Below are 18,643 nucleotides of genomic sequence, written 5' to 3'. Positions count from 1 at the left end.
TCAGGCGTCTTCCGGCCTGTCCTCCGGGTTGAACTGGCTGATGGTGGTCCAGCGGGCGGTAAGCGCCGGCTTTTTCTCGTTTTCGATGTCCACCGTCACGTCATAGGTCGTCATCAACATGGCCGCGCCGCGAAAACGCGCCTCCGCCAGTGTGAAGCGGCCGCGCACCCGCGCACCGCTTTTGACCGGCGTAACGAAACGAACGGCATCGAAGCCGTAATTGATGCCCATGGTCTGTTCGCGGATGCGGGGCAGGGCATCGTAATTCAGCGCCGAAAGCAGAGACAGCGTCAGGAATCCATGCGCGATGGTGCCGCCAAAGGGGCTTTCCGCTTTGGCGCGTTCCGGGTCGGTGTGGATGAACTGTTCATCCAGCGTCGCCTTTCCGAAAGCGTCAATCATCGTCTGGTCGACGGTGATCCAGTCGGAGACGCCCATTTCCGTGCCGACCAGATGTTTCATCTCCGCCAGCGCAATTTCTTTTGTCATGTTACCTCGTCCGAATTGTTTCGAGGGACTTATACGGCTGGCGACGCGAAGGGATCAACTGCGCAGATAAAACACCACGGAACGGGCTGGCAGGAAGGCGGGGTTGCCGAAATCCGTGCCGATCGCATGCCAGCCATCGCCGGGCAGCGTGAAAGGAACGATCTCGCGACCGCGATTGATGAGAACCGCAAGCTCGACCTCGTCGCCCGTTTCGCGGTCCGACGTTGAAAGCACCATGGCGAAGGCGGGTCCATTCGGGCTCTCCCAGTCCGCAACCGTCATGGGCTCTCCGCCCGGCGCAAGCCATGTCACATCGCCGCTGCCGGAAAAGAAGCCGGTCTCGGAAAAGACGCCGAAGCGTTTGCGAAGCGCTGCGAGAAATGCCGTGTGATCGATCAGTTCGGGGACAAGCGAAGACCAGTCGACCCAGGTGATGTCATTGTCCTGACAATAGGCGTTGTTGTTGCCATGCTGGCTGCGACCGCCCTCATCGCCGGCGGTCAGCATCAAGACGCCGCGGCTGACGAACAGGGTGGAAAGCAGCGCCTTCACATCCGCAATGCGGGCGGCGACAATGGCAGGATCATCCGTCAGGCCTTCGAAACCATTGTTCCAGGAGTGGTTTTCATTGTGGCCGTCGCGATTGTTCTCGCCGTTTTTCTCATTGTGCTTGTGTTCGTGGCTGACGAGGTCGAACAGGGTGAAGCCGTCATGGGCGGCGAGAAAGTTGACGCTGCGGCTGTTCGCTCGGCCATGGCGGGAAAAGATCGGCGAAGACCCGGAAAGCGCATCGGCCAGCGCCCCGGTGGTGCCGGCGTCGCCGCGCCAGAAGCGGCGCATATCGTCGCGGGCGCGGTCGTTCCACTCCAGAAAGCTCTCGGGGAAATTGCCGAGCTGATATCCGCCAGGGCCGATATCCCATGGTTCGGCGATCAGCAGGCGGTCGTAAAGTGCCGGGTCCGAATGCATGGCCGCGAGCGTTTCGCTTGCCATGTCGAAGCCATTGGCCGTTCGCCCGAGCACGGGCGCGAGGTCGAAACGGAAGCCGTCCACCCCGGCGTTCAGAACGAAATGCCTAAGGGAATCGACGGTGAGCTGGCGAATATAGGGATGGTCGCAGGCGACCGTATTGCCGGTGCCGGTATCGTTGACCAGCACGCCCGGTTTTCCCGGCGGGTGGCGAAAGGCGGTGAGGTTATCGAGCCCGCGCAACGACAGGATCGAACCTTCGATATCGCTTTCGCCGGTATGGTTGAAGACCAGATCGAGAATGACGCCGATGCCTTGCGCATGCAGCGCCGCAACCGTATCCCGCAATTCCCGCACGCCGCCGGGGCAGAGGCGCGGATCGAGCGCCATGAAGCCGACGGGATTATAACCCCAGGCGTTGGAAAGGCCGAGCGGCGGCAGGTGGCGCTCATCGATCCAGGCGGTGATCGGCATCAACTCCACCGCATCGACGCCGATCTTTTTCAGGTACGCGATAATGGCGGGATGGGCAAGTGCGGCAACGGTGCCCCCGATCTCTTCCGGCACTTCAGGATGCAGCCGGGTGAAGGATTTGACGGCGAGTTCGTAAATCAGCCCGCCTTCGGCAAAAAGCGGCGGTTGACGCCTGATCGGCTCATGCTGAGAAAGAATCGCTTTCGGCATGATCCCGCCGGTCTCCGCACCAAAGGCGTAAAGTGCGGGATCGTGCCGGAAGGGGCGGTCGATCTCCGTGGCATAGGGGTCGAGCAGCAGCTTTGCAGGATCGAACCAGAGGCCGTGTTCGGGAGCGTAAATGCCGTGAGCGCGAAAGCCATATCGCGTGCCGGGGCCGGCATCGGAGACGGTCAACCGGTGAACGTCATCTTCACCGCGCGTCATCGGCAAACGCGCCGTTTCTTTCTCGCCCTTCGCATCGAAAAGGCAGAGATCGATCTGCGAGGCGTGCCGGGAATAGACCGTGAATTCCGTTCCGTTTTCCGTCTGGATTGCGCCTTTGGGGAAAACGGAAGGTGTCTGCATGGTCTGTCTCTCCGGGGGATAGTTGTTTCTTCTTCGTAAGGGTAGAAGGTGGCCGTTAATGGAAGGCGGGTATGCGTCCGCCTGTGATCGATGGCGAACCCAAAACCTCTCCTCCGTCATGCTCGGCCTGTCCCGAGCATCTGCTACGCATTGATTGGACGATGCGTTGGCAGATCCTCGGCACAAGGCCGAGAATGACGTCGAGTTTGGAGAGAGGTCTGCTACTTCTCAGACGTCCTTGTGGCCGCCTCCCGTCTTTTCGATTCTGCGCCTCTCCAGCAACTGAACAAAACCCTCAGGTAATAACGCTCGGCTCGCTACGGCCGGTATGGGCCTTGATGCCGGCGATCGTATCGGCAACGGAAATCAGGTCGGCAAGCGCCTCCTGCGTTTCGATGCCGTGACGGGCTGCATCCGGCTCGTAACGCTCGACATAGAGGCGAAGCGTGGCGCCCGCAGTACCCGTGCCGGAAAGGCGCAGCACGATGCGCGAACCGCCTTCGAACAGGATGCGGATGCCCTGATTCTTGCTGACCGACTGATCGACCGGATCGTGATAGGCAAAATCATCCGCCGCCGCGACCTTCAGATTGCCGTAGCTGGTGCCGGGAAGTGTGGCGAGTTTTTCGCGCAGGGTTGCGACCAGCGTGTTGGCGGCGTCCGAATCGACTTCCTCATAGTCATGGCGGGAATAATAGTTGCGGCCATATTCGGCCCAATGCTTTGTGACGATGTCCTTCACGCTTTCCTTGCGCGCGGCGACGATGTTCAGCCAGTAGAGCACGGCCCACAGGCCGTCCTTTTCGCGCACATGGTTGGAGCCGGTGCCGAAGCTTTCTTCGCCGCAGATCGTTACCTTGCCGGCATCCATGAGATTGCCGAAGAATTTCCAGCCGGTCGGCGTTTCATACATGCCAAGGCCGAGCTTTTCGGCCACACGGTCCGCTGCCGCACTCGTCGGCATGGAGCGGGCAATGCCGGAAATGCCGGCGGCATAACCGGGGGCGAGTTTCGCATTGGCGGCGATGATCGCCAGACTGTCGGACGGCGTGACGAACATGCCCTTACCGACGACCATGTTGCGGTCGCCGTCGCCATCCGACGCCGCGCCGAAATCTGGACCTTCCGGGCTCATGACATCGTCATAAAGCTCCTTGGCGTGGACAAGGTTCGGGTCTGGATGGTGGCCGCCGAAATCCGGCAGCGGCGTTGCATTGCGGACCGAGCCCTTCGGCGCGCCGAGGCGCTTTTCGATGATCTCCACGGCATAGGGGCCGGTGACGGCGCTCATGGAATCGACCACGACCCTGAAGCCGCCGGCGATCAGCGCGCGGATGGCGGCGAAATCGAACAGTTCTTCCATCAGAGCGGCGTAGTCGGCAACCGGGTCGATCACCTCGACCGCCAGTTCGTCCACCTTGAAGCTGCCCATCTTGTCGAGATCGATATCGGCGGCGTCGGAGATTTTATAGCTGTCGATGACCTTCGAGCGGGCGTAGATCGCATCGGTGATCTTTTCCGGTGCGGGGCCGCCATTGCCGATATTGTATTTGATGCCGAAATCTTCGTTCGGGCCGCCGGGATTGTGGCTTGCGGAAAGCACGATGCCGCCGAAGGCCTTGTATTTGCGGATGACGTTGGAGGCGGCAGGCGTCGAGAGAATGCCGCCCTGACCGACCAGAACCTTGCCGAAACCGGCGGCGGCGGCCATCTTGATCGCCTTCTGGATGACTTCGCGATTGTAATAACGGCCATCGCCGCCGATCACCAGCGTCTGGCCCTGAAAGCCCTCAAGCGCGTCGAAGATCGACTGGATGAAGTTCTCGGCGTAATTTTCCTGGGCGAAGACTGGCACCTTCTTGCGCAGGCCGGATGTGCCCGGCTTCTGGTCCTGATAGGGCTTCGTCTGAACGGTCTTGATCATTGTTTCAATGGCCTTTCGAAATAAGCTGGCTGTAAAGCGCGGCGTAAAGACCGGCGCTCTTTTCCCAGGAAACATCGGATTTCATTCCGAGTTTCTGCATTTGTGTCCATAGTTTCGGGTCGTGGTAATAACGGACGGTCCGGCGGATCGCCTGTTTCAGACCATCGAGCGTGACGGGTGAAAATTGCACGCCGGTCGCCGATTTATTGGCGATGGCGGCATGGTTGGCGTCGATCACCGTGTCGGCAAGGCCGCCGGTGCGGGCGACGACCGGAATGCAGCCATAACGCAGCGCATAAAGCTGGGTGAGGCCGCAGGGTTCGAAACGCGAGGGAATGATGATCGCATCGCAGCCCGCCTGCATCAGATGCGACAGCGGCTCGTTATAACCGACAGCAACGCCGATGCGGCCATGGTGGCGGGATGCTGCCGCCAGAAGCGCGCCTTCCAGCGCCACATCGCCGGCGCCCAGCACCACCAGACGGCCGCCGAGGGAAACGATCTCGTCCACGGCTTCCGCCATGAGGTCGATGCCCTTCTGCCAGGTGAGGCGGGAGATGATGCAGAAAAGCGGGCTGTCATCATCGTCGATGCGGAAATGTTCGGCAACCGCCTTCTTGTTCAGGGCGCGGTTCTTGAGATTGGCGGCTGAATAATTGTCGTGGATCAGATGGTCCGTCGCCGGGTTCCAGACATCGGCATCGATGCCGTTGACGATGCCGTGCAGCACATGGGCGCGGCTGCCGATGACGCCGTGCAGGCCCATGCCGAATTGCGGGGTGAGGATTTCCTCGGCATAGGACGGGCTGACGGTGCTGAGCGCCGTTGCCGTCTGCAGTCCGCCTTTCAGGAAGCTCACATCGTTATAATATTCGATGCCTTCCATGCCGAAGGCATGGGCGGGCAATGCAAGCTTGCTGAAGATATTCGCGCCGAACTGGCCCTGAAAAGCGATGTTGTGGATGGTGAGAAGGCTCGGAATCTCCGGCGTTTCGGCATAACGCATATAGACCGGCGCCATGGCGGCCTGCCAGTCATGAGCATGCAGCATATCCGGCCGCCAGCCGGGAAGCGCGCCGGCGGCGATGCGGGCCGCAGCCAGCGACAGCGCCGCGAAACGCTTCCAGTTGTCCGGATAATCCTTGCCGGTCTGGTCGAGATAGGGGCCGCCGGAGCGCTCGTAATAGGCCGGCGCATCGAGAATGAGGAGGTCGAGCCCCTCATGCCGCACTTCGAGCACATCGGCTTTTTCGCCGAGCAGATCGGTAAATTCGAAACATTTGACGGGGTCGGTCACGGCGGCTTTCACCGCCGGATATCCGGGTATCAATGTGCGCGTCGTGACGCCATGGGCTTCCAGCGCGATGGGGAGCGCGCCGGCAACGTCGGCGAGCCCTCCGGTCTTGATCAGGGGATAGATTTCGGATGAAACCGAAAGGACATTCATGGGCTCTACAGGTCCAGCTTGTCGATCATCGATTGGGTGATAAGGCAAATGCCGTTTTCGGTGCGGCGGAAACGTTTGGCATCCAGTTCTGGGTCTTCTCCTACAATCAGTCCTTCCGGAATGACCACGCCATGGTCGATGACGACATTGCTGAGCTGGGCATGACGCCCGATCTTCACACTCGGCAGTACTACGGCATTCTCAAGGCGGGAGTATGAATTAGCGCGCACCCCGGTAAACAGCAGGCTGCGCTGAAGCGAGGCGCCGGAAATGATACAATCGCCGGAGACGACCGAAGACACGGCTGAGCCGCGGCGGTTCTCGTCATCGTGCACGAATTTTGCCGGCGGCGTGATTTCCGCATAGGTCCAGATCGGCCAGGACTTGTCATAGATATCGAGGTCCGGCACCACATCCGTCAGGTCGATATTAGCCTGCCAATAGGCGTCGATGGTGCCGACATCGCGCCAGTAAGGACCATGCTCGAAATCCGAACGCACGCAGGAGTCTGCGAAGCGATGGGCGACGGCTTTGCCGTGTTCGACGATATAGGGAATGATGTCCTTGCCGAAGTCGCGGCTGGAAGTCGGGTCGGCGGCGTCGCGGCGCAGGGCTTCCATCAGGAATTTCGTGTGGAAGACGTAGATGCCCATCGAGGCGAGAGCAAAGCCTTCATTGCCGGGAATGCCCGGCGGATCGGCCGGCTTTTCGATGAAATCGATGATTTCGTCTTTTTCATTCACATGCATCACGCCGAAGCCGGTCGCTTCCATGCGCGGCACTTCAAGGCAGCCGATCGTCACGTCCGCACCGGAATCGACATGCTGCTGCAGCATGTATTCGTAATCCATTTTGTAAATGTGGTCGCCGGCGAGGATGACCATATATTCCGGCGCATAGGGCTCGATGATGTCGATGTTCTGGTAGACGGCGTCGGCCGTGCCTTCATACCATTGCGTTTCGGAAACGCGCTGGGAGGCCGGCAGGATATCGAAGCTTTCGTTACGTTCAGGGCGGAAGAAGTCCCAGCCGCGCTGCAGGTGCCGAATGAGCGAGTGCGCCTTGTATTGCGTGGCGACGCCGATGCGGCGAATGCCGGAATTGAGCGCGTTGGAGAGCGCAAAATCGATGATGCGCGCCTTGCCGCCGAAATAGACGGCGGGTTTTGCCCGGCGGTCCGTCAGCTCCTTCAGGCGGCTTCCTCTGCCGCCTGCGAGGACATAGGCCATTGCATCGCGTGCCAAAGGCTGAACTCTTTTTTCCGACATGGTGTCCTCCCTCTCTGTCTGTCAGTTTTCCGGCTCGAGCATGATCGTTGCGAGTGGCGGCAGGACGAGCATTGTCCCGATGTCTCCCCCGGCATCGACCGCCTGAACGCGTCCGCCATTTCCCTTGCCGCTGCCGCCATAAATTTCGGCGTCGGTGTTGAGAATCTCCCTCCACCGCCCCGCAAGCGGAAGCGGCACATAATAGTTTTCCCGATAGACCGGCGTGAGATTGCAGATGACCGCCACCGGCTTTTCACCCGGCGCCATGCGCAGCCAGGCGAAGACGGAATTGTCGTGGTCATCCACCACAAGCCAGCGGAAACCTTCCGGTTCGCAGTCGCGGGCGTGCAAAGCGGGTTTTGAACGGTAGGTGAGGTTGAGATCGCGCACGAGGCGGCGCATGCCCTCATGCATCGGATATTGGCGCAGGTTCCAGTCGAGCGAGCCCTTTTCGCTCCATTCGCTCCATTGTGCGAATTCCTGTCCCATGAACAGCAGCTTCTTGCCGGGATAACCCCACATGAAGGCGTAATAGGACCGCAGATTGGCGAATTTCTGCCAGTCGTCGCCGGACATCTTGGCGATCAGCGATCCCTTGCCGTGCACCACCTCGTCATGGGAAAGCGGCAGCACGAAATTTTCGCTGAAGGCGTAAAGCAGGCCGAAGGTCAGCTCCTGATGGTGGAACTTGCGATGCACCGGCTCGCGCGAGAAATAACTCAGCGTATCGTGCATGAAGCCCATATTCCATTTGAAGCCGAAGCCGAGGCCGCCCTCGTGGACGGGCTGCGACACTTTCGGCCAGGAGGTGGATTCCTCGGCAATGGTCATGACGCCCGGATGGGTGCCGTAGACGAGGGAATTCATCTTCTGCAGGAAGCGGACGGATTCGAGATTTTCCCGTCCGCCATATTCGTTGGGGATCCACTCGCCTTCCTTGCGGGAATAATCGAGATAGAGCATCGAGGCGACCGCATCCACGCGCAGGCCGTCTAGATGGAATTTTTCGGCCCAATAAAGCGCATTGTTGATGAGGTAGGACATCACCTCGATGCGGCCGAAATTATAGATGGCCGTGTTCCAGTCGGGGTGAAAACCCTGACGCGGATCGGCATGTTCGTAAAGCGCCGTTCCGTCGAACCAGCGCAAGCCGTGCTCGTCGGTTGGAAAATGCGCCGGAACCCAATCGAGCAAGATGCCGATGCCGACCTTGTGAGCGCCATTGACGAAACGCGCAAAGCCCTCCGGATCGCCGAAACGGGCGGACGGCGCATAAAGCCCGGTCGTCTGGTAACCCCAGGAAGGGTCATAGGGATGTTCGGTGATGGGCAGGAACTCGATATGGGTGAAGCCCATATCCGTGCAATAGGGAATGAGCTGGGCGGCCAGTTCGTCCCAGCTCAGGAACGTGCCGTCCTCGCGCCGCCGCCAGGAGCCGGCATGCACTTCGTAAATGCTGATCGGCTGGCGGCGCTGGTCCACCTGCGCCCAATGTTCCCGGTGGGCCTGGTCTTCCCATTTCTGGGTAAGTTCCGGTGCGGTAACGGAGGCGTTCTTCGGCCGCAACTCGGCGCGCCGCGCATAGGGGTCGGCTTTGAGGGGCAGAAGCTCGCCGTTTGCGCCGAGGATTTCGAACTTGTAGGCGCAGCCGGCATAGACGTCAGGCGCGAAGATTTCCCAGATGCCGGTATCCTTGCGGAACCGCATGACATGCCGGCGGCCATCCCAATTGTTGAAATCGCCGACGACGGAAACGCGCCGCGCATTGGGAGCCCAGACGGCGAAGTGGAAGCCCTCGACGCCCTCGAGCTTCAGAGGATGTGCGCCCATCCTGTCGAAGAGCCGCAGATGCGATCCTTCGCGGACGAAATAATCGTCCATGGGGCCGAGAACTGGGCCGAAACTGTAGGGGTCGGTCACCGCCCATTCGGCGTCGTCGCGGCTGGCGCGATACCGTACCGGCTGTCGCTTCGAAAGATCGATGCGGCCTTCGAAAAAGCCATCCGGATCGAGCCGCTTCAATTCGCCCACGAAATTTCCGTCCAGCGTCAGGACGGAAACCTCCTCGGCGCCGGGAATGAAACAGCGGGCGGAAAACCCTTCCGGCGTTTCGTGAACGCCGAGAAGGGCAAAGGGATTGGAATGCAAACCGCTCTTGATCGCCTCGATTTCAGCCTTCGTGATGTCGCCAGTCTTTTTCTCTTCGGCCGAATTGAGCGGTTTTTTCATCAGGCTCTCCAGATCTCGGTGGCATATTGGCGGATTGTCCGGTCGGACGAGAACCAGCCCATACGCGCCGTGTTGCGCACTGTCTTGGCATACCAGCTATCTGGATCGCTCCAGATCGCGTCCACCTCGCGCTGCGCATTGGCATAGGCGTCGAAGTCGGCGGCGACCATGAACCAGTCGCTGTTATAAATACCGTCGATCAGGCCGGCGAAACGGGAGCGGTCATCCGGCGAGAAGACGCCGGAGGCGATGGAAGACAGCGCCTGCGACAGCTCGGCCGATCCTTCGATGATCGCGCGGGGATTGTGGCCGTCGGCGCGCGCCTTGGCCACTTCATCCGCCGTCATTCCGAAGATGACAATATTCTCCGCGCCGACATGATCGCGCATTTCGACGTTCGCGCCATCGAGCGTGCCGATGGTGAGCGCGCCGTTGAGTGCGAATTTCATGTTGCCGGTGCCGGAAGCTTCCATGCCGGCCGTCGATATCTGTTCGGAAAGGTCGGCGGCGGGAACCATGATTTCCGCAAGCGAGACGTTATAGTTCGGAACAAACACCACTTTCAGAAGCCCGCGCACGGCCGGATCGTTGTTGATGACCCGGGCAATATCGTTGGCAAGCTTTATGATCAGCTTCGCGTTGTGATAACTCGGCGCCGCCTTGCCTGCGAAGAACTTAACGCGCGGCACCCAATCCAGTTCCGGGTGAGAACGGATCTGATCGTAAAGCGCGACCGTTTCCACGAGGTTCAGAAGCTGACGCTTATATTCATGGATACGCTTGATCTGGATGTCGAACATGGCCGAGGGATCGACGCGGATGCCCATGCGCTGCGCGACAGTATTGGCAAGCCGCACCTTGTTCAGACGCTTCACCTCGGCGAATTTTTCGCGGAAACCGGCATCGTCGGCAAAACGGTCGAGCGCGGTGAGCTTTTCCGCATCGTCGAGGAAATCGTCGCCGATTGCTTCGCGCAGCAGGCTGGTCAGGCCCGGATTGCACTGCATCAGCCAGCGGCGCGGTGTGATGCCATTGGTCTTGTTGTTGATACGCTCAGGATAAAGGCTATGCAGGTCGGCAAAGACCGTTTCCTTCATCAGGTCGGTATGAAGGGCGGAAACGCCGTTGATGGAATGCGAGCCGATGAAGGCGAGGTTGCCCATGCGCACGCGGCGTTCGCCGCCTTCATCGATCAGCGAGATCGAACGGATCTGCTGATCCGTCATCTTCTTTTCCTTGCGGGCGTAAACCAGCGTGTTGGCGTTGATCGCATAGACGATCTGCATATGTCTTGGCAGAAGACGCTCGAGCAGCGGTACCGGCCAGCTTTCCAGCGCCTCCGGCAGAAGCGTGTGGTTGGTATAGGAGAACGTGCCCTGCGTGATCTTCCACGCTTCCTCGAATTCCAGACCGTGCACATCGCACAGAAGACGCATCATTTCGGCGATGGAAATGGCCGGATGCGTATCGTTGAGCTGGATCGAGACCTTCTCGGGCAGCGAGGTGAAATCGGGATATTGCTGCAAATGGCGGCGCAGAATGTCCTGCAGCGAGGCGGAGGAGAAGAAGAACTCCTGCCGCAGGCGCAGTTCCTGACCGGCCGGCGTCGCATCGGCGGGGTAGAGAACCCGCGTCAGGCTTTCCGCCTTGTTGCTTTCGCGCAATGCGCCGATATGGTCGCCGGCATTGAAGGCGGCCAGCAGAATGGGGTCGATAGGCTGCGCCGACCACAGGCGAAGCGTATTGACGCGGGTGCCGCGCCAGCCGACGACCGGTGTGTCGTAAGCCATGGCGATCACGCGTTCGGCCGGTTTCCAGACGAAACGCTGCGGATCTTCATAACCGCCGATGGTTTCCACCGAGCCGCCGAAGCCGACCTCATAGGAGCTTTCGCGGCGCTCGAATTCCCAGGGGTTGCCGTGCGCCAGCCAGGTTTCCGGCAGTTCCACCTGCCAGCCATCCGCCATCTGCTGGCGGAAGAGGCCGTGCACGTAACGGATGCCGTAGCCATAGGCGGGGATGTCGACGGTCGCCATGGATTCCATGAAACAGGCCGCAAGCCGGCCGAGGCCGCCATTGCCGAGCGCCGCATCCGGCTCCAGACCGGCGATGACATCCAGATCGACGCCGAGCGAGGACAGGGCATCGCGGATTTCGTGCATCAGGCCGATATTGGAGATGGCGTCGCGCATCAGGCGGCCGATCAGGAATTCGAGCGACAGATAATAAACGCGCTTGGAATTGTTGGCATAGGCCTTGCGGGTGGATTCCATCCACTTGTCGATGATGCGGTCGCGCACGACGAGAATGGTTGCGGTCAGCCAGTCATGCGGCTTGGCAACCTTGACGTCCTTGCCGATACGGTAGGTGAGGCGTTCGATGATTTCCGACGCCATGATTTCCGGGTTGGAACTGCGCGGGGCGGGACGGGGAAGATCGGCGGCGTTAAGATTATTGATCATTGGTCGGTCAGCACCTTGGTGGGAGGAGAGGGTCTGAGAGGTTGATCCGGCTTGCCTTTGCTGATGCCAGTTTATGCATCGATATGGAGGCGTGGCAACAGCATTTTTTTCGGAAAATTGAACAGCTTAGCGCAATGAAAAATAAGTGTTTTTCTCGGCGCCCAAAGGATCGCCGAAGGCATTGATCGCCCTGTCTGCGCCGTTCTTCAGCGAATTTTCTTGGTCCTTGCGATGCCGGGCATCGCGCGGAAAAGGGGAAGAGGCTGCAATACTTCTGAAATGGTTCACCGGTCCTGAAATCTGTTTCGAACTATCGGATCACACACTAGCCTTCGCGGTTGCGAAAATTCAATGAAAATAAACAGGGCATCGCCGCTGCCGCGCCGACCTGTGGTGGAGCGGTGTAAAAACCGGCTGCGATCATCGCCAGTGGCGCTGTTTACGGCAGGAGGAAAGGCTCCATGGCCATCTCGCCGGCGCGGATCGTCACCCTGGTATTGGGGGGAACGGCGCACCAGGGCGCGCAATCGAAGGAAAAGGGTTCGGAACTCAATGCGATGCCGTCATCAAGCCCGCGCCAGTAGAGTGTCGGCGGCTTGTCGTCGCTCGACCAGCGGAAGGCATGCAGGCAATCGCCATCCATCAGCACGGCGCTGAATCGCAGTGCGGAAGAAACACCTGCCGCCATCATCTTTTCCTGGCAGAGCCGCAGCGCGGTGGAAATGGCGCGAACCGGCTCGGCATCGAGGCCATGCCCGGCGGCGATGAGGAAGATCGCTTCGCTGTCGCCGGTGCCGCGTCGCGACGCATAGATATCGTCGGGAATGAGGGAATCGATGTCGCGCCTGATCTGCTCGTAACCGCCGATCTGGCCGTTATGCATGAACAGGTATCGCCCATGCGCAAAGGGATGGCAGTTGGCGCGGGACACTTCGCCTGACGTGGCGGAGCGGACATGGGCCATGAACATGCCCGAGCGGAGCTGGTGGCAAAGCGCCGCCAGATTGGCGTCGGACCAGGCGGGCCTTGTATCGCGAAAAACGCCGGGCGTTCCGCGTTCGCCATACCAGCCAAGGCCGCAGCCATCGCCATTGACGACGGTTTTCGCTTCCCTTGCGGCCATGGACTGGCTGACCAGCGATGCTTCCGGCTCGATCAGCAGACTGTCGAGCCAGACCGGCTTACCGGAATAGGCAAAGAGGCGACACATTCATGCGGCTCTGTTCAGGGCCTTGTTTCCGAGCGCGAAGCCGACGGCGGCCTTCGCGTGAATGGCGGTCGAATCGTAACCCGGCAGCGGCAGGGCATCGGGATCGATCAGCAGCGAAATCTCGGTGCAGCCGAGAATGACGGAATCGACGCCGAGTGCGCGGGCCTTCTCGATGACCGCGAGATAACGCTCTCGCGAGCAGGACTTGATTTCGCCCTGGCAAAGTTCACCGAAGATGATGTCGTGGATTGCAGCCCGGTCTTCCGCATCGGGCACGACCACCTCGACGCCGTGGCGGCGCATGCGGTCGGTGTAGAAACCATGTTCCATCGTGTAGCGGGTGGCGAGCAGCAGCGGCTTGCGGCGTCCATCCGCCTTCAGGGCTGCGGCGGTTTCATCGATGATATCGATCAGCGCCACGCCGGACATCTTCTCCACGGTGTCCGCGACCAGATGCATGGTGTTGGTGCAGATCAGCACGCAATCGGCGCCCGCATTGGCAAGCCGCGCGCCGGCAGCGCCCAGAAGGGCACCGGCCTCATCCCAGCGATCGGCCTTCTGAAGGGCGACGACCTCTGAAAAATCGAGCGAATGCATGACGATGTCGGCCGAAACCAGCCCGCCGCGGTTGTCACGCACGGCCTCGTTGATCATGCGGTAATAGGTTGCGGTGGATTCCCAGCTCATGCCGCCAATCAGGCCGATCCGTTTCATAAGAGTTCCCTTATCAAGTTTGATTAAAATAATAATGCCATCCTCTGGGCGAAAACAGCATGCGTTTTTGAAGGGATTTCATGGCCTAGATGCAAAATTAGGGCGTTCTTTCACTAAAGATCGCAAATTTCTTGCGCTGTTGCGCTAACCTGTGCATCCTTCGCCGATGATTGATGACCGTGACCGCCGAATCCTTGCGATTCTCCAGGAGAATGCAGAAACGCCGCTTGCAGATATTGCGGAGGAAGTGTCGCTGTCGCTGTCCGCCTGTTCGCGGCGCATTACGCGGTTGCGGGCGGAAGGTTATGTGACGGGTACGATGGCGCTGCTCGACCGGCGCAAGATCAACCTGCCGACCACGGTTTTCCTGCTGGTGAGAACCGGCCTGCATGCGGAGGACTGGCTGGACCGGTTCCATGCCGCCGTCAGCACCATACCGGAAATTGTCGAGGTTCACCGGCTGACCGGCAATTTCGACTATATTCTGAAACTCGTGCTGCCGAATGTTGAATATTACGACACGATCTACAAACAGATCCTGCGCCGCGTCGAGCTTTACGACATGTCCGCCTATATCTCGATGGAAACGGTGAAGCTGTCGTCTTCGCTGCCGACGACACATATCTGAGCGATCATCGAGCCTTGATCAGCGCCCCGTCTCGAAACGAACACCGAAGCGGAAGCTTCGCGTCTCGCCCGGTTGCAGTGTAATCGCATCCGAGAGTTCCGGCTGGTTGAAGGCGTTGGTCGGCGTTTCCACCGGTTCGAGCGCGATAGATTGGCGCCTGTCGCGGGCGAGCGTATCGCCGGTGAAGACATGCATGTGCCCGCGCTCCTGCCATACCGTCAGGCTCGAACCGTCGTGCCGGTTTTCCAGCCTCGTCTCGTAAAGCCCGTTTTCGGATGCGATGAGGTCGGTGAAGCAGACATCGAGCACATGGCCGGCCAGCGGCGTATGGAGAAAGCGGGTGTCGTCCCGTTTGATCATCCCGCCCTGTGGGTCCTGCAGGGGGATCAGATCCTCGTCTGTTTCAATTGCCGTTCGCGAGGGCAGCGTGAGGAGAAGATCATCGATAGACGTGGTGCCGGGCAGCCGGAAATAGGGATGCCAGCCGGCGGCGAAAGGCAGGGGCCGGTCATCGCGATTGATGCCGCGTATGTCGATGGTGACCCCATGGCCGGCGAAACGATATTCCACCTCGATGGCAAGCCGATAGGGATAACCCATGAAATCCGCAGGCTCTATTTCGGCGCGGAAGACGAGAATGTGAGCGCCGGTTTCCTCGAAAGACTCGGCAAGCGCGAAGGGCAGAGCTCTGGCAAATCCATGGAAGATGAGGGCTTCATGGGCAAGCACCGGCTCAATGCGGTGCATCTGCCCGCCAAAACTGAACCGACCATCAGGGATGCGGTTGGTGAAGGGGGCGAGAATGCCGTTTCTTACGCCATTTTGCGACTGCATTTCGGCAGGCGTCGAATATCCGTCGACAAGATTTTCACTTTTGCCGCCATCGGCAGAGACCGGCCGCCAGCTTAAAAGCGTCGCGCCCTCGTAAGCGATTTCGGCAGTGAAACCGTTTCCAGAAACGGTCAGACCGGCAATCCCCGTGCCTGTGGTGGAGGGTGTCATCGGGAAATTGTCCTTTGCATGCATGCGTCTGCGGTCATCGGGGCAGCTGCCGTGCCGATTCGCCCGATCATCATCGCTGAAGGACAATTTCGCAATGGCCGTTAAGGGCCCGCAAGGGCTGTATCAACAGGCTCCTGCCATCCATGTCTGCCGGGCAATCAGTCGGGAAAGGTGCGTTTCGCGCCGGTGAAATATTCCATCAGCGCGGCCTGATCCTCCCCACCCAGCCCGGCCGCCGTCAGCATGCGGTGCACCTCGGCGCAAACCGCCGTCAGCGGCATGGCAGTGTTGGTGCGCCGGGCGAGATCCTGCGCGCCGTTGAGGTCTTTTACCATATTGTCGATGCGGCCGGTGCGGCGGTAATCCTTCGCCACGTAGCGCGGCATATATTCCTGCAGGATAGCGCTGTCGGCGCGGCCGCCCTTCAGCGCCTGCGGGATTTTGGCGGCATCGACGCCGGCATCCAGCGCAAGCTGCGTTGCTTCCGCCACCGCAAGGAAGTTCAGCCCGCACAGAACCTGGTTGATGAGTTTCGTCGTCTGCCCCGCGCCGCAGGGTCCCATATGAGTGTAATTGCTGGCCACATGCCGCAGCACGCGGTGCGCATCGGCCACATCCGTTTCGCTGCCGCCGGCCATCAGCGTCAATTGCCCGATGAGCGCCTTGGGCGCGCCGCCCGAAAGCGGGCTGTCCACCCAGCGCAGGCCTTTTTCCGCGGCATCGGCAGCCAGTTCCTTCGTCGCTTCCGGATCGATGGAGGACATGTCGATGATGAGCGTGCCGGGCTTCGCCCCCGTCGCGACGCCATCCTTGCCGAAGACGGCGATGCGAACGATTTTCGGCGAATTGAGGCTGAGGATCACCACATCGGAAACCGAAGCCGCTTCCGCCGCCGTCCCCGCGCTCTGCGCGCCAAGGCTCGTCAGCGCCGCCACCTTTTCCGCATCCAGATCGAAAACCGTCAACTGATTTCCGGTCTCGATGAGCCGTGTGCCGATTGCCCCGCCCATGGCGCCGGCGCCGATGAGGGCGACTTTGTTCTTCTCGGTCATGGTGTTCACGGCCTCCTCCCAAAGTGTCGTGGTGTCGTCGGTTCAAAACCGGATGGCCGCAGCCGGCCATCCGGTTTCGGTGTTTTTAAAGCGAAGCGGTGATGCCGCCGTCGACATAGAGAATATGTCCGTTCACGAAGGACGAGGCATCGGACGACAGGAAGATGCAGGCGCCGACAAGCTCTTCGACCTTGCCCCAGCGACCGGCGGGCGTACGCTTTTCAAGCCATGCCGAGAAGGTTTCGTCCGCCACCAGGGCGGCGTTGAGCGGCGTGTCGAAATAACCGGGCGCGATGGCGTTGCACTGCAGGCCGTATTTGGCCCAGTCCGTCGCCATGCCTTTCGTCAGGTTGCCGACGGCGCCCTTGGTGGCGGTGTAGGGCGCGATGCCGGGGCGGGCAAGGGCGGTCTGCACGCTGGCGATGTTGATGATCTTGCCACGGCCGCGGCTGATCATGTGGCGCGCGGCCGCCTGTCCGGCGTGGAACACCGAGGCGATGTTGGTCTGCAACAGGCGCTCGAAGGCATCTGCCGGAAAATCCTCAAGCGGCGTGCGGTGCTGCATGCCGGCATTGTTGACCAGAATATCGATGGGGCCGACTTCCTCCTCGAAACCGTCGATGGCCTTGCGCACCGCTTCATGATCGGTGGCGTCGAAGGCAAGCGTTTTCGCGTTCTTGATGCCGGCTGCGGCAGCTTTCAGCTTCGCCTCGTCGCGCCCGTTCAGCACCACTTCCGCTCCTGCTTCCGCCAGCCCTTGCGCCAGCGCGAAGCCGATGCCCTGGGACGAACCCGTGATCAGGGCGCGGCGGCCGGAAAGATCGAACAATTTAAGGCCCACTGTTTCCTCCAGTCTCTCGACATTGCATTCATACAGGTTTATGTTATCGATAACATTCATCCCTTTCAGACGTGGATGTCAAGGCTTAAACGCCCGGTTTCGGTACGGATTGGGCGGGCGGGGAGGCCGCACGACGTGCAAATGCACGGCAGGCGGCGGTGACAGGGATGCGGATTATTTTGTCGCGCCGCTCTGGCGCGATGTCGAACGGGAGATATTTATGAGAGCGATTGTTGCCCATGGGGCGAAGGATGTGCGCATCGAGGAGCGGCCCGAGGAAGCGCCGGGACCGGGAGAAGTGCGGCTTCGTCTGGTCCGGGGCGGAATATGCGGCAGCGATCTGCATTATTACAATCATGGCGGCTTCGGCGCGGTGCGGCTTCGTGAACCCATGGTGCTCGGCCATGAGGTCTCCGCCGTCATCGAAGAACTGGGCGAGGGCGTGGAAGGGTTGAAGGTCGGCGGTCTGGTTGCCGTTTCGCCTTCCCGCCCATGCCGAACCTGCCGCTTCTGCCAGGAAGGCTTGCACAACCAGTGCCTCAACATGCGCTTTTATGGCAGCGCCATGCCTTTCCCGCATATTCAGGGCGCTTTCCGTGAGTTTCTGGTGGCCGACGCCCTGCAATGCGTGCCGGCCGATGGGCTTAGCGCTGGCGAGGCGGCCATGGCGGAGCCGCTGGCGGTAACGCTGCATGCCACGCGCCGCGCTGGCGATTTGCTGGGGAAACGCGTGCTCGTCACCGGCTGCGGCCCTATCGGCATTCTGTCCATTCTGGCCGCGCGCCGCGCCGGCGCCGCTGAAATCGTCGCCACAGACCTTTCGGATTTCACGCTCGCCAAGGCGAAAGAAGCGGGTGCGGATCGTGTCATCAACAGCAAGGATGAGCCCGACGCACTTGCCGCCTATGGCGCGAACAAGGGAACCTTCGATGTTCTCTATGAATGCTCTGGCGCCGCCGTGGCGCTTGCCGGCGGTATTACGGCGCTTCGTCCGCGCGGCATCATCGTCCAGCTCGGCCTTGGCGGCGATATGAGCCTGCCGATGATGGCGATCACCGCCAAGGAACTGGATCTACGCGGCTCTTTCCGCTTCCACGAGGAATTCGCCACCGGGGTCGAATTGATGCGCAAGGGCCTGATCGACGTCAAGCCGTTCATCACCCAGACCGTCGATCTCGCCGACGCCATCTCGGCCTTCGAATTCGCCTCGGACCGCAGCCGTTCGATGAAGGTGCAGATCGCTTTTTCGTAAGTAAGGTTTCTACGCGCGAATGCGCCGACGTTTTGATCGGCGGCGGGTCATCCCGCCGCCGATTTTTTCGACGGGTTCTTGCCCGTGGAGACTCGTGATGATGTTATCGATATCA

General features: G+C 60.4%; 14 protein-coding genes. 2 read left to right on the top strand and 12 right to left on the bottom strand.

Annotated features, from left to right (window positions below; genetic code table 11):
- From PIB16_RS14300 to PIB16_RS14260, 9 genes are all read right to left on the bottom strand, one after another.
- Entirely contained in the window at nucleotides 1–489 is a 489-nt protein-coding gene (locus tag PIB16_RS14300; protein ID WP_065657376.1) for a MaoC family dehydratase, read from the bottom strand.
- A gap of 54 nt (nucleotides 490–543) precedes the next feature.
- A complete protein-coding gene (glgX, locus tag PIB16_RS14295; protein ID WP_065657375.1) occupies nucleotides 544–2,499 on the bottom strand; it encodes a glycogen debranching protein GlgX in 1,956 nt (651 codons plus the stop codon).
- Between the two features lie 295 nt (nucleotides 2,500–2,794).
- Nucleotides 2,795–4,423 (bottom strand): alpha-D-glucose phosphate-specific phosphoglucomutase, encoded by a 1,629-nt coding sequence (locus PIB16_RS14290; protein WP_104679825.1) that lies wholly within the window; start codon nucleotides 4,421–4,423, stop codon nucleotides 2,795–2,797.
- Between the two features lie 4 nt (nucleotides 4,424–4,427).
- A complete protein-coding gene (gene glgA / locus PIB16_RS14285) occupies nucleotides 4,428–5,870 on the bottom strand; it encodes a glycogen synthase GlgA (RefSeq protein ID WP_065657373.1) in 1,443 nt (480 codons plus the stop codon).
- A gap of 5 nt (nucleotides 5,871–5,875) precedes the next feature.
- Complete coding sequence (gene glgC / locus PIB16_RS14280) at nucleotides 5,876–7,138, bottom strand: glucose-1-phosphate adenylyltransferase (RefSeq protein WP_003522150.1); 1,263 nt, start codon at nucleotides 7,136–7,138, stop codon at nucleotides 5,876–5,878.
- 21 nt (nucleotides 7,139–7,159) lie between these two features.
- The gene (gene glgB, locus PIB16_RS14275; RefSeq protein ID WP_035263407.1) at nucleotides 7,160–9,367 is read right to left on the bottom strand and encodes a 1,4-alpha-glucan branching protein GlgB; all 2,208 of its coding nucleotides are present in this window, start codon (nucleotides 9,365–9,367) and stop codon (nucleotides 7,160–7,162) included.
- The gene (locus PIB16_RS14270; protein ID WP_065657372.1) at nucleotides 9,367–11,829 is read right to left on the bottom strand and encodes a glycogen/starch/alpha-glucan phosphorylase; all 2,463 of its coding nucleotides are present in this window, start codon (nucleotides 11,827–11,829) and stop codon (nucleotides 9,367–9,369) included. Before PIB16_RS14270 ends, glgB begins: the two co-directional genes overlap by 1 nt.
- A gap of 439 nt (nucleotides 11,830–12,268) precedes the next feature.
- Nucleotides 12,269–13,039: a class II glutamine amidotransferase gene (locus PIB16_RS14265; RefSeq protein ID WP_065657371.1), complete on the bottom strand. Its 771-nt coding sequence runs from the start codon at nucleotides 13,037–13,039 to the stop codon at nucleotides 12,269–12,271.
- Nucleotides 13,040–13,753 carry an aspartate/glutamate racemase family protein gene (locus PIB16_RS14260; protein ID WP_065657370.1) on the bottom strand — a complete coding sequence of 238 codons (714 nt, stop codon included), beginning with the start codon at nucleotides 13,751–13,753 and terminating at the stop codon, nucleotides 13,040–13,042.
- 166 nt (nucleotides 13,754–13,919) lie between these two features.
- On the opposite strand from PIB16_RS14260, the gene PIB16_RS14255 reads away from it, so the two are divergent.
- The gene (locus PIB16_RS14255; protein WP_003522155.1) at nucleotides 13,920–14,381 is read left to right on the top strand and encodes an Lrp/AsnC family transcriptional regulator; all 462 of its coding nucleotides are present in this window, start codon (nucleotides 13,920–13,922) and stop codon (nucleotides 14,379–14,381) included.
- Between the two features lie 18 nt (nucleotides 14,382–14,399).
- On the opposite strand, the gene PIB16_RS14250 is transcribed toward PIB16_RS14255, so the two are convergent.
- The 3 genes from PIB16_RS14250 to PIB16_RS14240 form a co-directional block, all read right to left on the bottom strand.
- The gene (locus tag PIB16_RS14250; RefSeq protein WP_065657512.1) at nucleotides 14,400–15,383 is read right to left on the bottom strand and encodes an aldose 1-epimerase; all 984 of its coding nucleotides are present in this window, start codon (nucleotides 15,381–15,383) and stop codon (nucleotides 14,400–14,402) included.
- Between the two features lie 158 nt (nucleotides 15,384–15,541).
- The gene (locus PIB16_RS14245; RefSeq protein ID WP_065657511.1) at nucleotides 15,542–16,435 is read right to left on the bottom strand and encodes an NAD(P)-dependent oxidoreductase; all 894 of its coding nucleotides are present in this window, start codon (nucleotides 16,433–16,435) and stop codon (nucleotides 15,542–15,544) included.
- Between the two features lie 85 nt (nucleotides 16,436–16,520).
- A complete protein-coding gene (locus PIB16_RS14240) occupies nucleotides 16,521–17,276 on the bottom strand; it encodes an SDR family oxidoreductase (protein WP_065657510.1) in 756 nt (251 codons plus the stop codon).
- Between the two features lie 220 nt (nucleotides 17,277–17,496).
- Between PIB16_RS14240 and PIB16_RS14235 the strand changes: the two genes are divergently transcribed.
- Nucleotides 17,497–18,528, top strand: coding sequence for an L-idonate 5-dehydrogenase (locus tag PIB16_RS14235; protein WP_065657369.1), 1,032 nt, complete (start codon nucleotides 17,497–17,499; stop codon nucleotides 18,526–18,528).
- Nucleotides 18,529–18,643: the final 115 nt, after the last annotated feature.

The sequence above is a fragment of the Agrobacterium sp. ST15.13.015 genome (genome assembly GCF_027871645.1).
In the GTDB taxonomy this organism is placed as follows: Bacteria; Pseudomonadota; Alphaproteobacteria; order Rhizobiales; family Rhizobiaceae; genus Agrobacterium; species Agrobacterium leguminum.
The sequence above is the reverse complement of the archived record's forward strand: the minus strand, read 5'-3'. Positions and strand labels throughout refer to the sequence as shown.